The sequence below is a fragment of the Streptomyces sp. MI02-7b genome, from assembly GCF_033793585.1.
In the GTDB taxonomy this organism is placed as follows: Bacteria; Actinomycetota; Actinomycetes; order Streptomycetales; family Streptomycetaceae; genus Actinacidiphila.
Genome location: NZ_JARAWX010000018.1, coordinates 172,198 through 190,268 on the forward strand (window position 1 = coordinate 172,198; position 18,071 = coordinate 190,268).

General features: G+C 70.5%; 21 protein-coding genes, 1 tRNA gene and 1 pseudogene. 11 read left to right on the forward strand and 12 right to left on the reverse strand.

What is annotated here, in order from left to right; translation table 11 throughout:
• Nucleotides 1-2 precede the first annotated feature (2 nt).
• The 5 genes from PV364_RS27595 to PV364_RS27615 all read left to right on the forward strand — a co-directional run bounded on the left by PV364_RS27595 (nt 3) and on the right by PV364_RS27615 (nt 4,032).
• Nucleotides 3-1,508 (forward strand): metallophosphoesterase, encoded by a 1,506-nt coding sequence (locus PV364_RS27595; protein WP_319663045.1) that lies wholly within the window; start codon nt 3-5, stop codon nt 1,506-1,508.
• A 314-nt stretch (nt 1,509-1,822) separates the two neighbouring features.
• Complete coding sequence (locus PV364_RS27600) at nt 1,823-2,098, forward strand: hypothetical protein (protein ID WP_319663046.1); 276 nt, start codon at nt 1,823-1,825, stop codon at nt 2,096-2,098.
• Nucleotides 2,099-2,230: 132 nt separating this feature from the next.
• The gene (locus tag PV364_RS27605) at nt 2,231-2,722 is read left to right on the forward strand and encodes a DUF2975 domain-containing protein (RefSeq protein ID WP_319663047.1); all 492 of its coding nucleotides are present in this window, start codon (nt 2,231-2,233) and stop codon (nt 2,720-2,722) included.
• On the forward strand, nt 2,722-2,943 hold the full coding sequence (locus PV364_RS27610) for a helix-turn-helix transcriptional regulator (RefSeq protein ID WP_319663048.1): 222 nt from the start codon (nt 2,722-2,724) through the stop codon (nt 2,941-2,943). Before PV364_RS27605 ends, PV364_RS27610 begins: the two co-directional genes overlap by 1 nt.
• Before the next feature lie 228 nt (nt 2,944-3,171).
• Nucleotides 3,172-4,032, forward strand: a complete 861-nt coding sequence (locus tag PV364_RS27615) for an alpha/beta hydrolase (protein WP_319663049.1) — start codon at nt 3,172-3,174, stop codon at nt 4,030-4,032.
• 90 nt (nt 4,033-4,122) lie between these two features.
• Here PV364_RS27615 and PV364_RS27620 read toward each other — a convergent pair whose 3' ends face one another.
• The 6 genes from PV364_RS27620 to PV364_RS27645 form a co-directional block, all read right to left on the reverse strand.
• A complete protein-coding gene (locus tag PV364_RS27620) occupies nt 4,123-5,124 on the reverse strand; it encodes a helix-turn-helix domain-containing protein (RefSeq protein ID WP_319663050.1) in 1,002 nt (333 codons plus the stop codon).
• A gap of 366 nt (nt 5,125-5,490) precedes the next feature.
• Nucleotides 5,491-6,450 carry an aldo/keto reductase gene (locus PV364_RS27625; protein WP_319663082.1) on the reverse strand — a complete coding sequence of 320 codons (960 nt, stop codon included), beginning with the start codon at nt 6,448-6,450 and terminating at the stop codon, nt 5,491-5,493.
• 1,074 nt (nt 6,451-7,524) lie between these two features.
• Nucleotides 7,525-7,764 (reverse strand): hypothetical protein, encoded by a 240-nt coding sequence (locus PV364_RS27630; RefSeq protein ID WP_319663051.1) that lies wholly within the window; start codon nt 7,762-7,764, stop codon nt 7,525-7,527.
• Nucleotides 7,765-8,040: 276 nt separating this feature from the next.
• Entirely contained in the window at nt 8,041-8,550 is a 510-nt protein-coding gene (locus PV364_RS27635) for a hypothetical protein (protein ID WP_319663052.1), read from the reverse strand.
• Nucleotides 8,551-8,762: 212 nt separating this feature from the next.
• Nucleotides 8,763-8,835: transfer RNA gene (locus PV364_RS27640), tRNA-Arg, on the reverse strand.
• A gap of 193 nt (nt 8,836-9,028) precedes the next feature.
• Nucleotides 9,029-9,532, reverse strand: coding sequence for a MarR family transcriptional regulator (locus tag PV364_RS27645; protein ID WP_319663053.1), 504 nt, complete (start codon nt 9,530-9,532; stop codon nt 9,029-9,031).
• Between the two features lie 105 nt (nt 9,533-9,637).
• Here PV364_RS27645 and PV364_RS27650 point away from each other — a divergent pair, with 105 nt between their 5' ends.
• The 3 genes from PV364_RS27650 to PV364_RS27660 all read left to right on the forward strand — a co-directional run bounded on the left by PV364_RS27650 (nt 9,638) and on the right by PV364_RS27660 (nt 12,657).
• Nucleotides 9,638-10,048 (forward strand): organic hydroperoxide resistance protein, encoded by a 411-nt coding sequence (locus PV364_RS27650; protein ID WP_319663054.1) that lies wholly within the window; start codon nt 9,638-9,640, stop codon nt 10,046-10,048.
• Between the two features lie 270 nt (nt 10,049-10,318).
• On the forward strand, nt 10,319-10,945 hold the full coding sequence (locus tag PV364_RS27655) for a TetR/AcrR family transcriptional regulator (protein ID WP_319663055.1): 627 nt from the start codon (nt 10,319-10,321) through the stop codon (nt 10,943-10,945).
• A gap of 197 nt (nt 10,946-11,142) precedes the next feature.
• A complete protein-coding gene (locus PV364_RS27660; RefSeq protein ID WP_319663057.1) occupies nt 11,143-12,657 on the forward strand; it encodes an MFS transporter in 1,515 nt (504 codons plus the stop codon).
• Between the two features lie 126 nt (nt 12,658-12,783).
• Here PV364_RS27660 and PV364_RS27665 read toward each other — a convergent pair whose 3' ends face one another.
• A complete protein-coding gene (locus PV364_RS27665; protein WP_319663083.1) occupies nt 12,784-13,542 on the reverse strand; it encodes a class III extradiol ring-cleavage dioxygenase in 759 nt (252 codons plus the stop codon).
• A gap of 16 nt (nt 13,543-13,558) precedes the next feature.
• Nucleotides 13,559-14,188, reverse strand: a complete 630-nt coding sequence (locus PV364_RS27670; RefSeq protein WP_319663058.1) for a GTP cyclohydrolase II — start codon at nt 14,186-14,188, stop codon at nt 13,559-13,561.
• Between the two features lie 96 nt (nt 14,189-14,284).
• On the opposite strand from PV364_RS27670, the gene PV364_RS27675 reads away from it, so the two are divergent.
• Nucleotides 14,285-14,788 carry a MarR family winged helix-turn-helix transcriptional regulator gene (locus tag PV364_RS27675; protein WP_319663059.1) on the forward strand — a complete coding sequence of 168 codons (504 nt, stop codon included), beginning with the start codon at nt 14,285-14,287 and terminating at the stop codon, nt 14,786-14,788.
• Nucleotides 14,789-14,812: 24 nt separating this feature from the next.
• Here the strand turns inward: PV364_RS27675 and PV364_RS27680 are convergent, their stop codons facing one another.
• The gene (locus PV364_RS27680; protein ID WP_319663061.1) at nt 14,813-15,382 is read right to left on the reverse strand and encodes a GNAT family N-acetyltransferase; all 570 of its coding nucleotides are present in this window, start codon (nt 15,380-15,382) and stop codon (nt 14,813-14,815) included.
• A 187-nt stretch (nt 15,383-15,569) separates the two neighbouring features.
• On the opposite strand from PV364_RS27680, the gene PV364_RS27685 reads away from it, so the two are divergent.
• Nucleotides 15,570-16,559: an RNA polymerase sigma factor RpoD/SigA gene (locus tag PV364_RS27685; RefSeq protein ID WP_319663063.1), complete on the forward strand. Its 990-nt coding sequence runs from the start codon at nt 15,570-15,572 to the stop codon at nt 16,557-16,559.
• A gap of 138 nt (nt 16,560-16,697) precedes the next feature.
• A complete protein-coding gene (locus tag PV364_RS27690; protein WP_319663064.1) occupies nt 16,698-16,907 on the forward strand; it encodes a hypothetical protein in 210 nt (69 codons plus the stop codon).
• A 16-nt stretch (nt 16,908-16,923) separates the two neighbouring features.
• Here PV364_RS27690 and mscL read toward each other — a convergent pair whose 3' ends face one another.
• From mscL to PV364_RS27705, 3 genes and pseudogenes are all read right to left on the reverse strand, one after another.
• On the reverse strand, nt 16,924-17,433 hold the full coding sequence (gene mscL, locus PV364_RS27695; RefSeq protein ID WP_319663065.1) for a large conductance mechanosensitive channel protein MscL: 510 nt from the start codon (nt 17,431-17,433) through the stop codon (nt 16,924-16,926).
• Between the two features lie 175 nt (nt 17,434-17,608).
• A complete protein-coding gene (locus tag PV364_RS27700; RefSeq protein ID WP_319663066.1) occupies nt 17,609-17,914 on the reverse strand; it encodes a hypothetical protein in 306 nt (101 codons plus the stop codon).
• Nucleotides 17,915-17,921: 7 nt separating this feature from the next.
• A pseudogene (locus PV364_RS27705) lies at nt 17,922-18,071 on the reverse strand (xylulokinase); the annotation flags it as partial.

The following is an 18,071-nucleotide window of genomic DNA, read 5'->3' on the forward strand; positions in this document are numbered from 1 at the left end:
GGGTGCCCGACTCCTCCCGCGACTCCCTGGCCGGCGCAGGCTGGGAGAGCCAGAAGCCCGGTTCGTACCAGGAGTTGATGCCCGCCCGGGTGGTCAACCTGTCGTGGCTGAACCCGGCCACGCTCTGGAAGGCGCGCAACGGCCCGCTGGCCGCGCTGTTCGGCGACCCGACCGGCGCGGACCGGCAGCGCTGGGTGGCGGGCCAGGTGGAACGCGGAGCCGCGACCGGGGACCTGGTGATCGAGCGGGACGACCCCGACGCGTTCTCGTTCCTCCTGCTCGGCGACACCGGCGAGGGCGACGACCCCCAGTACGCCGTCGTCCCCGGCCTGTTGAAGGCCGGGGAGGGCACGCGCTACGCCGTGATCTGCAGTGACGTCCTCTATCCCGTCGGCAGCGCCAACGAGTACGGCACCAAGTTCTTCCGGCCCTACCGGGACTACGACGCCCCGATCTACCCCATCCCCGGGAACCACGACTGGTACGACGGCCTCACCGGCTTCATGCGGGTCTTCTGCCGCGCCCCGGCGCTCCCGCGGTCCCCCCGGCCCCGCGCGCTCACGCCCGCCTGGTGGCGCACGCTGCTGTGGGCGGAGCCGGACACACCGGACGACGCCCGACTCGACGCGGACCGCCTCATGCGGTCCGCCCCCGCGCAGGCCGCGTCGCTGCCCGGCCCGTACTGGGCCATGGACACCGGGCCGATACGCATCATCGGGATCGACACCGGGCTCCTCGGCGACATCGACCGCGAGCAGGGCGAGTGGCTGCGCCGGGTCTCCCGGGGGCCGCGTCCCAAGATCCTCGTCACCGGCTCCCCGATCTACGTGGACGGCGAGCACCACCCGTGCGCCATCGAGGGCGGCGGCACGGTCGACGAGATCGTCCGCGACCCGGCCCACCACTACGTCGCGGCGATCGGCGGCGACATCCACAACTACCAGCACTACCCGGTCGACGTGGACGGCCGCCGGATCGAGTACGTCGTCTCCGGCGGCGGCGGGGCCTTCATGCACGCGACGCACACCATCCCGCGGGTGGCGGTCGGCGGCGTCACCGAGGACGACTTCCGCTGCTACCCGATGCGCGGCGACTCCCTCGCGTTCTACAGCCGCCTCTACGGCCGCCGGCTGCGCATGCGCCGGTTCTTCGACCTCACTCCGGACCAGGCGGCCGCGGCCCTCGCCGAGCGCCTCGACCTCAAGCCGGTCCGTGTCACCGGCGCGGCGGTCACCGCGCGCACCCGCTTCGTCGCCGGGCTGCTGGGTGCGCCGCCCCGTCCGCACCGCGGGCGCCGGATGCGGCTTCCCGTCCGCCGGGTCCTCACCCGGCTGCTCTCCCCGGGCTCCGCCACGTACAGCCCGCCGTTCTTCAAGAGCTTCCTGCGGCTGGACGTGAGCCCGGCCGCGGTGCGCGTGCGCTGCTTCGCCGCCACCGGACTGCGGGAGCACGAAGTGGACCCGCCGGTCGAGGACGACTTCACGATCCCCCTGCCGGGCGGCGCCTGAGCCACCCGCCGAGGGGGCGCCTGCCGCGCCCCTCGGCAGCCGGGCCACCTGCCTCACCGACGCCTGCCCGTGCACGCTCCCGTGCCCGAACACCTCCACCGCCCGGGTGGTGGAGCGCACCGCTTGGAGGTCGGGTGGACCGGCCGGTGCCGTCGGGGTGGGTGGTCCGTGCGCCGCGTGTCGTGGCGGATGAGGGAGATGACCGAGGCGCACCGCCGGCCCTCCGCTGCCTGACCGCGAGCCACGCGCAGTCACGGTGCTCCCCGCCCGGAAACCCCTTGCCGGGCCGACGCCACCAGGGTGAACATCGCCGCATGATCGGAGCAGAGGGCCGGATACTGGCGCGGGTCGTCCGGCCATGCCACGGCTGCCCGTCCCAGTGGGACGCCCGGACCGTCGGCGGCCGGTACCTGTATCTGCGCCACCGCCACGGCGAGGGCGGCGTCGAGCGGACTCCGGACTCCTGGAACGAGGGACGCCCGGAACTCCTGGTGGAGTGGGACGACGGCACGGCCACCGGCGTCATCGGCCCCGCCGAATTCCTGCTCGCCGCCGGACTCGAACCGGCGCCGCGGGCGTCGATCGCCTAGCGCACGGCGTTGCGCGACCGCGAGAACGCGAAAGAGCCGGCCCGGGGAATGCGTCCCCGGGCCGCCTCAGCCTCTTGCCTCATCTATCGACATTCGATAGATTCACATCGTTAGTCAATGGGATGAGGGGTCATGGGAAAGCTGACAGTGCACGCGCTGCACGCCGTGCTCGTGGTGGTGCTCGCCGGCACCGTGTTCGTGCAGGTGTCGATGGTGTGGGTGTTGGTGTCGGGGAGCGACCCGGAGGACGGGTCGCTCCCCCTGACGTCGTTCCGCGTGATCACGATCCTGGGCATGGTGGCGGCCCAGGTCGCCCTGGTCGCCGTGTGGCGGCTGGTGACGATGGTGCGACGCGGAACCGTGTTCTCCCACGCCGCCTTCCGCTCCGTGGACGCCGTGATCGGCGCGATCGTGGCGGCCGCCCTCCTGTGGTTCGCCGTCACGGCCGTCAATGCGCCGGGCCAGCGGGAAGACCCGGGTGTCACCCTCATCATGGGCGGGATCGGCGTGGCCATCCTGGGGGTCGCGCTCATCGTGCTCGTACTGCGGATACTGCTCGCCCAGGCCGTGGCGCGCGACGTCGAAGCGGCGCAGTTGAAGGCCGAGTTGGACGAGGTGATCTGATGCCGATCGCCGTCGACATCGACGTGATGCTGGCCAAGCGCAAGATGTCCGTGGGCGAGCTCGCGGACCGCGTCGGGATCACCCCCGCCAACCTTGCCGTACTCAAGAACGGCCGCGCCAAGGCGGTGCGCTTCGCGACCCTCGCCGCGCTCTGCGAAGTGCTCGAATGCCAGCCGGGAGACCTGCTGCGCTGGGAGGCCGAGGTCACCGCGGACGCATGAGCCTTCGGTCACGCATCGGCCCGGGGCGGCGGATCACCCCGGGCCGATGCGGCCGATCGGCTGCCCGATCCGATGCCGGGCCGGCCGGAACCCGCGCCGCCCGGCAGTGCGCTTCACGTGCGGGCCGCCGGGATTCGTCATGCCGCCCAGGAAGCACGCGTGCAACCGAGCCGCGTGAAGGCGGCCCGGTGGGAGACCGTGACGGCGCGGGACGGGAACACTGGGCAGATGTTCATCGAGACTCTTGTGCCGGTGTCGAGTGATCCCGCAGTGGACCTGTTCGTCGCGCAAACCGGCGGCTCCGCCGAGCGGCCTCTGCTGGTGGTGCACGGAGGTCCTGACTGGGACCACACCTATCTGCGTGAGCCCGTCGCCGAGCTCGCCGACCACCGCCGGATCATCCTGCCGGACCTGCGCGGCTGCGGGCGGTCGACCCGGGGCCTGGCCGATGACGCGTACACCCCCGCAGCGGCGGCCGGCGACCTCGTCCGGCTGCTGGACGCATGGGAGATCGGGCGGGCGGACGTCCTCGGCTTCTCCTACGGAGGGCTGATCGCCCAGCGGCTCGCCCTGGCCGCTCCCGAGCGGGTCCGCCGCCTGGTGATCGCGTCGAGCAGTGTCCTGCCGGTGCCCCCGGACGCGTTCGAGGGCTGGCAGGAGCGCACTGAACGCATGACGGCCGAGGCCGGCGTGTGGTCCGACCCCTCGTTGTCCGGACCCGAACTCACCCGCGCGGCCGCTCTGGCCGCCGCGCCGGCCAACGTCTGGCGCCCGGAGGCTCTGCCCGGTTGTCTCGACGTGCTGAGAGGCATCCGCTTCTCCGCCGAGTGGATGCGGCCCTGGCAGGCCGGCACACTGCCGAGCGCCCGCCATCCGGATGCGGCCCAGCGGCTCGCGGACACCGGCATTCCCGTGCTTCTGCTGCACGGACGCCAGGACATGACCTTCCCCGCTGACCTCGTCGAGACCACCGTCGAGCTGATCCCGACCGCACGAGCCGCGGTGATCGAGGAAGCGGGGCACATGACCCACATCGACCAACCCCGCGCTTGGCTCAAGGCTTTGGACGACTTCCTCTCCGAGGACTGACAGGCCGAGCGGTCTGTCGCGCGGGAAGTGATGCGGGCGCCTGCCGGCACCTGGGCGACCGGCAAGGGCCTGACGGTCAGGCAGGCCCGGTCAGTGCTCCCCGCCGGGGAGCACTGCCACCGGAGAGTCCGTTCTCGCTGCCGCGTGGTGCAGCCGCAACTCGCGGGGGCTCACGCCGTACTCCGCCTTGAAAGCGCGGCTGAAGTGGGGTGCGCTGGCGAATCCCCACCTGTGGGCGATCGCCTCGATCGTCATGAACTGATGCACCGACGAGGCCAGTTCCCTCCTGCACTGCTCCAGGCGCTGCGTCCGTACCCATTCGCCGAGGGTGATTCCCGCTCGGGACAGGGTCAGGTAGAGCTGGCGTACGGACACCTGATGCTCGGCCGCGATACGCGCGGCAGTCAGGTCGGGTTCTGCCAAATGGAGGCGGACGTATTCCTGAACACGATGAAGGAGTGTGTTGTTGAGAGGTGCTCCGGCCAGGTCGTCCCGACCCAGGGTCATGGTGACCACAGCCCTGATCAGGTCGAGACAGGGCTCCGCGAGCAGGGCGGTCTCCGCCTCGTCGGCGGTGGGGTGATCACGGGCCAGCCGGGTGAAGAACCCGACCGTGGCACCCACGACCGGGCGCTCCGAACTGAGGCCCACGGCTGTGACCTGCTCGAGCAGGGACGGTCGCAGTCCCAGGACGTTCGTCGGGACGCGCACGAGGACCGAATGCATCGTGCCGTGGAAGAAGACCTCATAGGGCTTCGCGTTCTCGAGCACGACGAGATCTCCCGCCCGTGTCACGCCCTGCCTTCCTCCCTGCTGGAACCAGGAGACCCCGGCCTCCTGGAGATGTAGGTGAACGTGCGGCACCAAGTCCTCGTCCACGGGGGGATCAGCGCGGCGGAGGCGGGTCACGTTCCAGCCGATTTGCGAGACGGTCACCGACCCCACCGCGCTGGTGGTCGCATTGGCCATCAGGTGATTCGGGTTCGGCGGGAGGCCCACCTCTATGCGACCGTTGATGGCCCACGAAAATTCACGGACCGCTTCCGCGCGATCGCCGGGAGGCAGCGACGCCACATCAAGTCGATCTGCCATGCGGGCTTCCTCCTGAACCGGTCTCGGAGCCTGCGTTGTGCGGGGCAGGCATCCACCGTACTGCGGTAAATCGACCGCTTTACGTCCTTTACTGCATTATGAAACTTTATTTCCGTGTGATCTTGCTGGACGCCGGCGGACCGCGGGTGCCGTCTTGTGAGGCGCCGCCGCTCCTCTTCGGAAGCCGCAGGGGCTCGGGAGCCCGGGGGAGACGGCCGATCGGCGGCGCGGCCGCCACCGGCCGCCGCTGCTGAGGTCGACAGTGGATGCCAAAGGCCCCGCACCATGATCCGTGCGGGGCCTTCTTCCCTGTGCCGAACCGCTCGACGCGAATGGTGGACGCGACGTCGGGACGGGACCGGACCGTCAGTAGCGGGCGCCGATGGGGGCCTGGATGGCGTCGAGGTCGGCGAGGTCGGCGATCGAGAGTTGGAGGTCGGCGGCGCCGGCGTTGTCGGCGAGGTAGGTGGGGTTCTTGGTGCCGGGGATGGGGACGATGTGGGGTCCCTGGGTGAGGAGCCAGGTGAGGGCGATCTGTGCGGGGGTGGCTCCGGTCCGGTCGGCGACGGCGCGGACCTTGGCGGCGATGTCGAGGTTCGCGCGGAGGTTGTCCTGCTGGAAGCGTGGCAGGCGGCGGCGCTGGTCGTTCTGGGGGAGTTCGTCGAAGGAGGTGAAGCGGCCGACGAGGAAGCCGCGGCCGAGGGGGGAGTAGGGCAGGAGGCCGATGCCGTGCTGTTGGCAGTGGGGCAGGACTTCGGCCTGGACGTCGCGGGTCCACAGGGAGAACTCGGACTGGACGCTGGTGACGGGGTGGATGGTGTGGGCGCGCTGGATCTGCTCGACGGTGACTTCGGAGAGGCCGAGGTGGAGGGCCTTGCCGGCGGTGACGGCCTCGGCCATGGCGCCCCAGGTCTCCTCGATCGGGACGTCGGGGTCGACGCGGTGGAGTTGGTAGAGGTCGATGTGGTCGGTGTTCAGGCGGCGCAGGCTGGCGTCGATGGCGGCGCGGACGTGCTCGGGCCGGCCGTTGGACGTGACCAGTGGGGAGCCGCCGGGGCCGCCGGTGGGGTCGATGGATTCGAGTCCGACCTTGGTGGCGATCACGGCCTGGTCGCGCCGTCCGGTCAGGGCGCGGCCGAGGAGTTCCTCGTTGGTGTAGGGGCCGTAGACGTCGGCGGTGTCGATCAGGGTCACGCCCAGGTCGAGGGCCTGGTGGATGACGGAGACGGAGGTGGCCTCGTCGCGCTGGGTGGCCATGTCGTAGGCGAAGCTCATGCCCATGGCGCCCAGGCCGATGACGCCGACCTCGGGTCCACGGGTGCCCAGGGTGGTAGTACGCGTGCCGGTGTTCTGCCTTCGGGTCGGATCGGAGCGATGCTACGACCGATGCTAACTCGACGACCGGTCGTCTACTAAGGTTGGCGGGCCCTTGCATCCTTGGCCGGGAGCTGCTGGTGAGTGATCATGGCGCCGTAGGCTTCCGGCGCGTCGGGCACCCGCGGCCGAGGGCCGATCCGGATGCGGGCGACGTCAGTCTCGGTGACGACGCCGACGAAGGCCACTCGGAGCACCCAGCGCGTCTTCTCGCACACGCGTGGCGCGGCCGTGATCGCGAGAAGGGGCCGGTTCCGGGGGATCACGCCCCTGAACCGGCCGGCCCTGACCCTGTACTCCAGGCAGGGTTCGAGCCTGCGAAGGCGCCTCCATGGGCGTCTCCGGTCGTCTTCGGCTTCCTGGTTCCGGGTTCGTCCATCGGCGTTGAGGCCATCTGGTGATGTCGGCTCGCGCCGGTGTCGGTGCTGGGAAGGCACTGCAAGCGGCGTCAGGTGCTCCGGTCGGCGCTGTCAGGAGTGTGCCGATCAGGAGACCTCGACGGCCCACCGCCGGCAGTCCGGAACGCTCAGGAGCTCGGCACCCGGCGGCCGGCCCATACCCTTGATCCGGGTCATTGTTGCCGCCCGTTGCTTCCGCTCAATCGGGCATACGGTGGGTGCGACGGAGTCGCCAGGCGCGAATCTCGCTGTAGAGCACGGCTACCGCAAGGAGCAAGAGCATGGTCTCCGCGCTCGCTGACCACGGTTCAGCGAGCCACCCGTGACCTATGACCATCCACCCGGCGCTGATCAGCACGGCGAGGAGGTAGCCGCCAGACGGACGCGCAGCCGCATGTCGTGGCGTGGTTCAACTGCCATGACGGCCCTGTGTCATCGCGGGAGGATGCCTGATCACAAGCGTATGGTGCTCACCTCTGCCCGGTAGGTCAATGCTCCCGCAGAGAACCGGTGTTGGAGCGGGTATCGACTGGCTCCTCTGGAAGTGACGCGCCAAGCACCCTACTTGCGCCGGACTATCGCCCACGGCTTCTGACCTGTGGTGAAGCCGTGCGGTTGTTCTCGTCCGTCAATGGTCGTTCGCCTCGGCCGGCCCGGCGACGGCCCGTGAGAACGGTCGGCGGGCTTCGACGCCCGCACCCGGCGGGAGCGCTCGGCTGGAGATCACAGAGGCCGGCCCAGCAGGCGTCTCGGCCATGAGGTTTTCCCACTGGCCGAGCTCATGGGCGCAGTAGCGCGGCAGCAGGTCGCGGTACTGCTCGAACTCGGCATCGGACGGCGGGCCGTCCGGAGCAGTGCCGGTGTCCACAGGCGCACGCTCGGAGCTCGGCACAGCGGTTTCGCCGGGAGCTGCCGTGGGGCGGAAATTCGGGGCCCGTTCGCCGGCCGCGCATCGGGCTGGCTCTTGCCTGCCCGAATAGCTCGATGTGCGCCCCGATCTTCGAGGCTCGCCCCATGGCGGCTGCTCAGCCACATGGACCGGCTGTTGAGAAGGCGCGTCGCCCGGTGACCGGTCGCCGCATGCCGTGAAAGTAATGGAGACCCCCGGCTATGGCAGCTTGGGGTCTCGTCGTTGAACGCGGGCTCAGTGCCTCGGGGCTGACGACGCTCGGTTCCGCAGCAGTTCGTGAGCCGCTCGGACGACATTGCTGGTGATCTCGTCCCGGGAGATTGTCCAGTCCTCGTTCCAGTCGTCGAGCTGGATGGCGCACGTGACAATGGGCTGCAACTCGGGCGGATATCGGAGTTCCATGGCTGCCTCGGTCCAGACCATGTCCGCGCCTGTTGCGGGGTTGAGTGAACCATCGGCGATCTGATCAGCCAGCCAGTAGGCCAGTTCCCAACGAGCGGCAGTCGGATCGGCTGGTGGTTCGAAGACGAATCCGAGCTCTTCCATCACCTGATCGAACAGCCCGGACGCCTCGGGTTCCTCGCGCCGACCGAGGCCGGCCGGCAGCGGCAGCGACGGCGTGTCCACGTCGGCCAGGAGGGCGTCGAGTGCCACTTTGATGAGCCGATCGGAGCCCACGTGGCGTCCGAACGCACGTGACCGCGCGAGCATCTTCAGCTGTTCGACGGCTTCGTCCTCGGTCATGCTGTACCCCCTGTCGACCACGCCGGACCGGCATCGTGTCACGTCAGTGGCTGTCGACCACAAGCGTTTATAGGGCGCTCGAAACGGCGAGTGGAGCGATCGCATCCAGAGAGTCGGCAGACCAGCGGATGGCCGCCATCGAACGCCGCCGTTGATGTCAGAAGTAGTGTCAAAGGCCCCGGACCTCGATCGGTCCAGGGCCCTTTCCCTTGTGCCCCAGGCAGGATTCGAACCTGCGACACCCGCTTTAGGAGAGCGGTGCTCTATCCCCTGAGCTACTGAGGCCACGCCCGGCGTGGGACAGGGTCCCGGCAGGGCGCTGCCGCCCCGGAGGGCAGCCCAGGACAGGGTAGCGGATCGGGGGCGAGGCGGTGCGGACGTGCACTCGGGCTGCGGCGAACGGTGATGCGGGCGCCCGTGGTGGGGACGCCGGGCGCAGGGCGGCGTCGGTGTGGATCACCGAGCCTCCCGGCGCCGGTCAGTCGGTGTCGGGCCCCTCGGACAGGTCGGCCGCGTCGAGTGCCGAGGTCAGTCGGTCGAGGCGGGTCCGCAGGTCGTTGATGTCGTCGAGGCCCAGGCCGGTGGCGGCGGATATGCGCAGCGGTACCTGGAGCGCGCGCTCGCGCAGAGCGGTGCCGTCCTCGGTGAGGTGGACGGTGACCGAGCGCTCGTCGTCGGCGGAGCGTTCGCGGCGTACGAGACCGGCCGTGTCGAGGCGCTTCAGCAGCGGGGAGAGCGTGCCGGAGTCGAGCCGCAGGTGCTCGCCGATCTTCTTCACCGGCAGGGGGCCGTGCTCCCACAGCACGAGCATGGCCAGGTACTGGGGGTAGGTGAGGCCGAGGTCCTTGAGGACGACCCGGTAGACACCGCCGAAGGCACGGGACGCGGCCTGCAGCGAGAAGCAGATCTGCTGCTCCAGGCGCAGGTAGTCGTCGCCGGCCCGCGCGGATCCGGAGGCGGGGGCAGAGACAGGGGCGGTCATGGGACCAGAGTATCTCGACTGCTCCCGTTTTAGTTGTGCGCAACTGAGTTGTGTGCTCTACTTGTCGCAACGAGTTCGTACGCGATCGAAAGAGGACGGATTCCCATGGACGCGCTGTACACCGCTGTCGCCACCGCCAATGGACGTGACGGGCGGGCCGTGAGCTCCGACGGCCAGCTCGACCTCGCGCTGGCCATGCCCCCGGCGATGGGCGGCAACGGTCAGGGCACCAACCCCGAGCAGCTCTTCGCCGCCGGCTACGCGGCCTGTTTCGCCAGCGCGCTGGCCCTGGTCGGCCGGCAGGCCAAGGTCGACACCAAGGACATCTCGGTGACCGCCGAGGTCTCGATCGGCAAGGACGACACGAGCTTCGGCCTGGCCGTGGTGCTCCGCGCCGAGCTGCCGGCGGAGCTGGAGAACGAGACCGGTCACAAGCTGCTGGAGCAGGCCCACGCGGTCTGCCCGTACTCCAAGGCGACCCGCGGCAACATCCCCGTCGAGCTCGTCGTCGAGTAGTCGAGCAGTCGAGCAGTCGAGCAGTCGAGCGCCCAAGGGTCCGGGAGGACCCCCGGGCCCTCGCGGAAGGACCCCGGTCGCCACGGTGCGACCGGGGTCCTTCCCGTTCGCCGCTGAATGTGAGTCAGGTCACAACGAGGGCCGAAATATCCGGGGACAGCCTCCCCGTTTACCCTTGTGTTCGCGCAAGCGGGGACAGCTTCCCCGGATGCGCGGCAACGGACAACCGTCAGGCAGTACACCCGGCACCGTGGGAGAGGGGGACCCGTCATGGCCCAGATCGCCGTGAAACAGCGCGCAGACGCGACCCGCAATCGTGAGCGCATCATGGCCGCGGCCCGCGAGGTCCTCCTGGAGTACGGCGCCGACGCACCCCTCGACGAGGTCGCCCGCCGCGCGGGCGTCGGCAACGCGACGGTCTACCGGCACTTCGCCGACCGCCAGGAACTCGCAATCCAGGTGGCGCTCTCGGTGATGACCCGGATCACGGACCGCGCCGAGCGGCTGCTCATCGAGGAACCGGACCCCTTCGACGCACTGCGCGCCTTTGTGCACGAGGCCGCCGACGAGCGGGTGGGGGCGCTGTGTCCCATGCTCGTCGCGCGGTTCGGCCAGGGCGAACCGCGCCTGGAGGAGGGCCGCGTCCGGCTGCAGGGCGCCGTCGCGCGCCTGATGGACGCCGCCCGTCGGTCCGGACGGCTCCGCGACGACATCGACGTCGGCGATCTGATGGTGGCGATCAGCCAGCTCACCCGGCCCCTGCCGGGATCGCACTGCGACATGAGCCGTTTCATCCACCGGCACCTGCAGTTGTTCGTCGATGGTCTGGAGGCCCCCGCACGTTCGCCGCTGCCCGGATCCTCCGTGACGCTCGAAGACCTCCGGGGGCGGGACTGAGCCTCCGCCGGCGGCCGCGCGCCGTGGCCGGCCGACCGGTAATTCACTAGCCGACCATTCATCCGTTACGTACTGTAAGTCGCCTTCGTCTTCTCTGGCTCCATGAGTCGCGCCCGCCCGCATCGGTGCGCGGCGACCATGCGGTCCGCAGAGTTCACCGTCGTGCTCGCCTCTTCCCACCGTTAGTGAGTTCATCCATGTCAGAAACGGCCCACGCCCAGCGCTGGAAGGCGCTGGCCTTCATCGCGATAGCCCAGCTGATGGTCGTCCTCGACGGCACCATCGTGAACATCGCGCTTCCCACCGCCCAGGCCGATCTGGGCATCTCCGACGCCAACAAGCAGTGGGTCATCACCGCCTACGCGCTGGTCTTCGGCGGGCTCCTGCTCTTCGGCGGGCGCATCGCCGACATGTGGGGCCGCCGCCGGACCTTCATCACCGGTCTCATCGGCTTCGCGGCCGCCTCGGCGATCGGTGGCGCCGCGGCCAACGAGGCGGTGCTCTTCGGTGCCCGCGCGCTGCAGGGTGCTTTCGGCGCGCTGCTCGCGCCCGCCGCGCTGTCGCTGCTCGCGGTGATGTTCACCGAGCCCAAGGAGCGCGCCAAGGCGTTCGGCATCTTCGGCGCCATCGCCGGTGGTGGCGGCGCTGTCGGCCTGATCCTCGGCGGTGCGCTGACCGAGTACCTGAACTGGCGCTGGACGTTCTTTGTCAACATCCCCTTCGCCGCCGTCGCCGTCTTCGGTGCGCTCCGGGTCATCCGCGAGCCCGCCGGCAGCCGCAACAACAGCAGCCTCGACATCCCCGGTGCGCTGCTCGCCACCACCGGTCTGGTCTCGCTGGTCTACGGCTTCACCGTCGCCGAGTCCGACGGCTGGGGTGCGGGCAAGACCATCGGCCTGTTCGTGGTCGCGGCCGTGCTGCTGGCGTCGTTCCTGGTCGTCGAGTCCCGTGTGAAGGCCCCGCTGCTGCCGCTGCGCGTGGTGACCGACCGCAACCGCGGCGGTGTGTACCTCTCGCTCGGCCTGGCCATCATCGCCATGTTCGGCCTCTTCCTCTTCCTCGGCTACTACCTCCAGGTCGTGCAGGGCTTCTCGGCCCTGAAGACCGGCTTCGCCTTCCTCCCGATGATCGCGGGCATGATCACCGGTTCGACCCAGATCGGCGCGCGTCTGATGAACCGCGTCCGGCCTCGGCTGCTGATGACCCCGGGCTTCGTGCTGGCGGCCCTGGGCATGCTGATCCTGACCCAGCTCGAGGTCGGCAGCTCCTACGCGGGCCTGATCCTGCCGGCGGAGATCCTGCTCGGCCTCGGTATGGGTACGGCGTTCATGCCGGCCATGAGCCTGGCCACGCACGGTGTGCAGCCGCGTGACGCGGGTGTCGCGTCCGCCATGGTCAACACCTCGCAGCAGGTCGGCGGCGCCATCGGTACCGCGATGCTCAACACCATCGCGGCCAGCGCCACCACCACGTGGATCGCCGGCCACGCCGCCGACGCCCGCACGCTGGGCAAGCAGGGCTTCATCAACGCGGCCGCGGTGCACGGCTACTCGACCGCCATCTGGTGGGCGGCCGGCATCCTGGCGCTGTCGGCGATCATCGCCTTCACCTTCATCACCGCCGGGCACGGCGGCAGTGTGGTGGCCGCGTCGTCCGAGGACGGCGCGGAGGGCAACGCCGAGGACCTCGTCGTCCCCGTGGTCGCCCACTGACCCGGGACGCCCCGGCGCGACGTTCGAAGGGCCCCGCTTCCCCTGGGAAGCGGGGCCCTTCGGCCTTCCCTGGTTCCTTGCGGCTCCCGCCGGGTGAGCCGGGGGAACCGGGGGAACCGGGAGGGATCAGCCGAACTGCACGGATCGCTTGGCCAGACCCATCCAGAAGCCGTCGATGACGCTGCGCTGCGTGCCGAGATCGCCCTCGGCCGCGCCCATGGCGACGAAGAGCGGGGCGAAGTGCTCGGTGCGCGGATGGGCGAGTGCCCCCGCGGGGGACGTGTGCGAGAAGTCCAGCAGCGCGTCGACGTCCTGGGCGTCCAGCGCGCGCCGGCCCCAGTCGTCGAACTCGGTGGACCAGCCGGGGACGCCTCCGGCGTGCCGCAACGCCGCCAGGTTGTGGGTGAAGAAGCCGCTGCCCACGATCAGCACGCCCTCGTCGCGCAGCGGGGCCAGCTTCCGTCCGATGTCCATCAGCTTCTGCGGGTCGAGCGTGGGCATCGAGACCTGCAGTACCGGGATGTCCGCGTCCGGGAACATCTCCACGAGCGGGACGTAGGCCCCGTGGTCCAGGCCCCGGTCCGGGATGTCCTGCACCGGGACGCCCGGACCGCGCAGCAGTCCCCGCACCGAGTCGGCCAGCGCGGGCGCGCCGGGGGCGGTGTACCGGACCTCGTAGTAGTGCCGCGGGAAGCCCCAGAAGTCGTACACCAGCGGGACGGTGGTGGTCGCGCCGAGCGCGAGAGGGGCCTCCTCCCAGTGCGCGGAGACCATCAGGATCGCCGTGGGGCGGGGCAACCCGGCGGACCAGGCGGCCAGTTCACCGGGCCAGACGGGGTCGTCGGCGAGCGGCGGGGCGCCGTGCGACAGGTACAGGGCGGGCATGCGCATGGGGGCCTCCTCAGGCCGGGAGGTCGAGGGTGTGATGGGTGTGCTCGGCCTTCGCACGCAGGTAGCGGACATTGGCCTGCGAGAGGTGCACTCCGGTCGGCACGCGTTCGGCGATCGTGATACCGAGGGCGGACAACTGCCCCGCCTTGTCTGGGTTGTTGCTCAGCAGGCGGATCGTGTCCACGCCGAGCGCGCCGAGCATCTGGGCGGCGGCGGTGTAGTCCCGCTCGTCGTCGGCCCGGCCGAGCGCGCGGTTGGCGGCGTAGGTGTCCAGGCCCCGGTCCTGGAGGGCGTACGCGTCCAGCTTGGCGTACAGGCCGATACCGCGGCCCTCCTGGCGCAGGTAGAGCAGATAGCCGCCCTCGGCGGCGACGCGCTCGACCGCCTCCCGCAGCTGGGGCCCGCAGTCGCAGCGCTGGGAGCCGAGCACGTCTCCGGTCAGGCACTCCGAGTGCGGGCGGACGAGCGGTACCGGCGTCCCGTCGTGCGCGCCGAGGCCGAGCGCGATGTGCTCCTTGCCGTCGGCGAGGCCGGTGAAGGTGAGGACGTCGGCGTCGGTCGTCCAGCCGTCGGAGAAGCGCAGCGGGACGCGCACGCGCGTACGGACGGCTGCCTGGGGGAGTGCGGGTGCGGTCGTCATGGCCCTCCTTGCCCGATTCCTTGAACTTTCAAGCGAGCACCCAGGACGCTACCCGCGATTGCTTGAGGTTTCAAGATAACTTCGTACCATGGGCCCATGACGACGAGCAGCCCTCAACCCCGCTGGCTGAGCGACGAGGAGCAGCGCGCCTGGCGCGCCTACATGGCATCGACCCAACTGGTCTCCGACGCCCTGGACCGGCAGCTCCAGCGGGACGCGAACATGCCGCACGCCTACTACTCGCTGCTGGTGTGGCTCTCGGAGACGCCCGAGCGCCGTATGCGGATGACGGAACTCGCCGAGCGCTCGAAGATCACGCGCAGCCGGCTCTCGCACGCCATCGCGCGGCTGGAGGAGAACGGCTGGGTGCGCCGTGAGAGCTGCCCGTCCGACCGGCGCGGCCAGCTCGCCGTCCTGACCGACGAGGGCTTCGAGGCGCTCGCCACCGCTGCGCCGGGGCACGTCGAGGCGGTGCGCGGGGCGATCTTCGACCGTCTCTCGCCGGAACAGATACGGCAACTGGGCGACATCTGCCGGACCATCGCCGAGGGGCTGCAGCCGGAGAAGGGGGCGTCGGCCGACCTGCCGTGGCTGCGCTGACAGGCGCCGGCCCGATTCAAGGGGTCAATCGCCGGAGGTGAGCTCCTTCTCGTACCAGGCGACGTCCCAGTAGCGGCCGAACTTCCTGCCGACCTCGCGGAACACGCCCACCGGGCGGAAACCGAAGCGGGCGTGCAGCCGCGCCGACGCCTCGTTGGGCTGCGCGATGCCGGCGTAGGCGCGATGCACGTCCTCGTTCCGCAAGGCGTGGAAGAGCGCGGTGTAGAGCAGGGTGCCGACGCCCCGGCCGGCCGCGCCGGGCGCGCAGTACACGGAGGTCTCCACCGAGGTCGCGTAGGCCGCCTTCGGGCGGAACGGGCTGCTCGTCGCATAGCCGAGGAGGTGGCCGGCCGGGGCAGCCGTGTCCGGAGTTTCCGCCGATCCGAGGGTTTCTGGGGATTCGAGAGCAACCAAAAGGCGGTGCGGTCCGTCTTCCGGGTGGGAGAGCAGCCATGGACGGCGCTGTTCCAGGGAAAGCGGTTCCAGGTCGAAGGTGACGGGCGTCGCGCGGACGTAGTGGTTGTAGAGCTCGGTGAGGGCCGGCAGGTCCTCCTCCCGACCCGGTCTGACCTGCACTTCCGGGTACTTCGGCAATGATCCACCTCTCGCTGTGGCCGGACAGGGTACTGCAAGATCGTAAAAAATGGGGGTGCGCATGGGAATTGTGTCCGGATTCCAGTCGTTATCCCTTTTCGAGTGGGCAGCCGAGAGGTAGTCGCGAAGCTGCTGAGGGGCAGCTCATTCGACCGACACCCGACCGAACCTTCGCAAGGGAGCACGCATGGCAACCCGTGCCGTCGCCCGCAGCACCACCGGCGGGAAGAGCAGCGCTCGCGCGCACGGCCACGGCGAGATGGCCGACCGCGACCTCGTCGGCATGTACCTCGACGAGATCGCGCGCACGCCGTTGCTCGACGCCGCGCAGGAAGTCGAGCTTTCCAGGGCGATCGAGGCCGGCGTCTACGCCGAGCAGCTCCTCGCGGGTGAGGAGCTGGGTTCGGGAGGCGGCGCCGACCGCGAGGAACTGGAGGCGATAGCCGCCGCAGGTGCGCGGGCCAAGGACGTCTTCATCCGTTCCAACCTGCGTCTTGTCGTCGCCGTGGCGCGACGTTACCCGCGCAGCGGCCTGCCGCTGCTCGACCTGATCCAGGAGGGCAACGCGGGCCTGGTCCGCGCCGTCGAGAAGTTCGACTACGCCAAGGGCTTCAAGTTCTCCACGTACGCGACATGGTGGATCCGTCAGGCCATCACCCGGTCCATCGCGGACCAGTCGCGCACGATCCGGCTTCCCGTCCACCTGGTGGAGGAGCTGGGACGTGTGCGCCGGGTGCAGCGCGAGTTCAACCGTGAGCACGGACGTGATCCGGAGCCCGCGGAGATCGCCGCCGAACTCGACTCCACGCCGGAGCGCATCGCCGACGTGCTGGACTGGGCGCGCGATCCCGTGAGCCTGAACATGTCGGTGGACGACGAGGGCGAGACCCAGTTCGGCGATCTTGTCGAGGACACCTCGGCCGCCTCGCCGGAGGACTCCGTGCTCGTCATGCTGCGGCGTGAGGAACTGGAGGACCTGATCGACCGGCTCGACGACCGGACCGCGTCCATCATCCGGGCGCGCTACGGGATCGTGGACGGCCGTGAGCGCACGCTGACCGAGGTCGGCAAGCAGCACGGCCTGACCCGGGAGCGGATCCGGCAGATCGAGAAGCACGCCCTGGCCGACCTGAAGCGCATGGCGCGCCAGACGGGGCTGTCCATCGAGGCGGCCTGACCACCTGCGGGCGCCCACCGCGGCGCCCGCAACAACCCCCCACCCAAGACTCGGGCTCCGGTGCCACCCCCCTGCACCGGGGCCCGACCCCTGTCCCGGGCCGGCCGGCCGGTCGGGGCGGGCCCGTACCCTGGACCCATGAGCAGTCCCGACCCTCGCCCCGCCTCGCAGCCCGCCCCCGGCCGCCCGCGTGAACCGCGCGACCCCGCGACGGCGCTGGTCTTCGACGACCCGCTGGACCGGCAGTCGAGCGACGACACCGACGCGGGCTGGGGCGACCGCCAGGGGCAGGGCGGTGCGGGAGATCTCGCGCGCTTCCTCGACGAGAAGCCCCCGCACCACATCTGAGACGGACGCGCCGTGGCTACCGGTACGTCCGGTTCCCGCCGCCGTGGTCGTAGGGCGCCGGGACGGTGTGACCGCCGCCGTTGCCCTGCTGACGCGCGAGCAGGTCGCGGATCTCGGTGAGCAGCTCCAGCTCGGTCGGGCCGGCCGCGGCCTCTTCGCCCTTGCCGGCCTTGCGCCGCTCGTTGAGCTTGTTCATCGGGAGGATCAGCAGGAAGTACACGACCGCGGCCGTGATGAGGAAGGTCAGCGCGGCACCGGCCACGGAGCCCCACAGCAGGCCCACGCCCTTCGTGAGCTCGCCACCGGAGGCGACGCAGGGCTTCTCGATGCAGACGATGTAGCCGTCGAGGTTCTTGGTGCCGATGGCACCGATCACCGGGTTGATGAGGCCCTTCACGAATGCATCGACGATCTTGCTGAACGCCGCGCCGACGACGACGGCGACAGCGAGCTCGACGACATTGCCACGCAGAAGGAAGGCTTTGAAGCCCTTCAAGGGACGATTTCCTTTCGAACGACCGTGCATGTTCGGCCTACGGAACCCTGACGAAGCAGTGGGCCCCACCACGGGACGGACGGCGGAACCCGGGGGTCCGTGAGCGGTTCGGCATCTGAGGGTACGGGCTCGGAGGCCGTGCGACACAGCTCTGTCCGACTCGCCCCGACCCGCCCCCTCCGCACCTGGACACCCCGGTCCGCGATCACCGCAGCGCGAGCGACAGCGGGGTCTGCGCCGCGGCGCCGGAGAGCGCTGCGGCCGTCGCACGGGGAACCGACAGCACGATCAGCGCCCCGCTCCCGCCGCCCGCGGTGTCGGCGCCGAGGCCGGCGGAGAACCCGTCGGACTCGCGCGGCACGGCGACCACGGGCGCGGCCCGCGTGACGATCCGCGCCGCGGCCATCACGTCCACCCGGTCGCCGGGGCGCACGAGCCGCACCGCCTGGGCGTCCGCGATCCGCACCGGCGCGCGCACCGTGTCGCGCGCCGCGGCGACCGCCGCCGGCACCGGCCCCGCCCGGCCGGACCACGCGGGGCAGCAGCGCCGGGTCCAGCCCCACCCGGTCGAGGACCTCCGCGTCGTACGTCTCCGTCGCCGACGCCCACCATCCCGTGCCGGAGGCGTCACCGCGGTCGGTCGTGCCCTGACCGGTGAGACGCTCGGT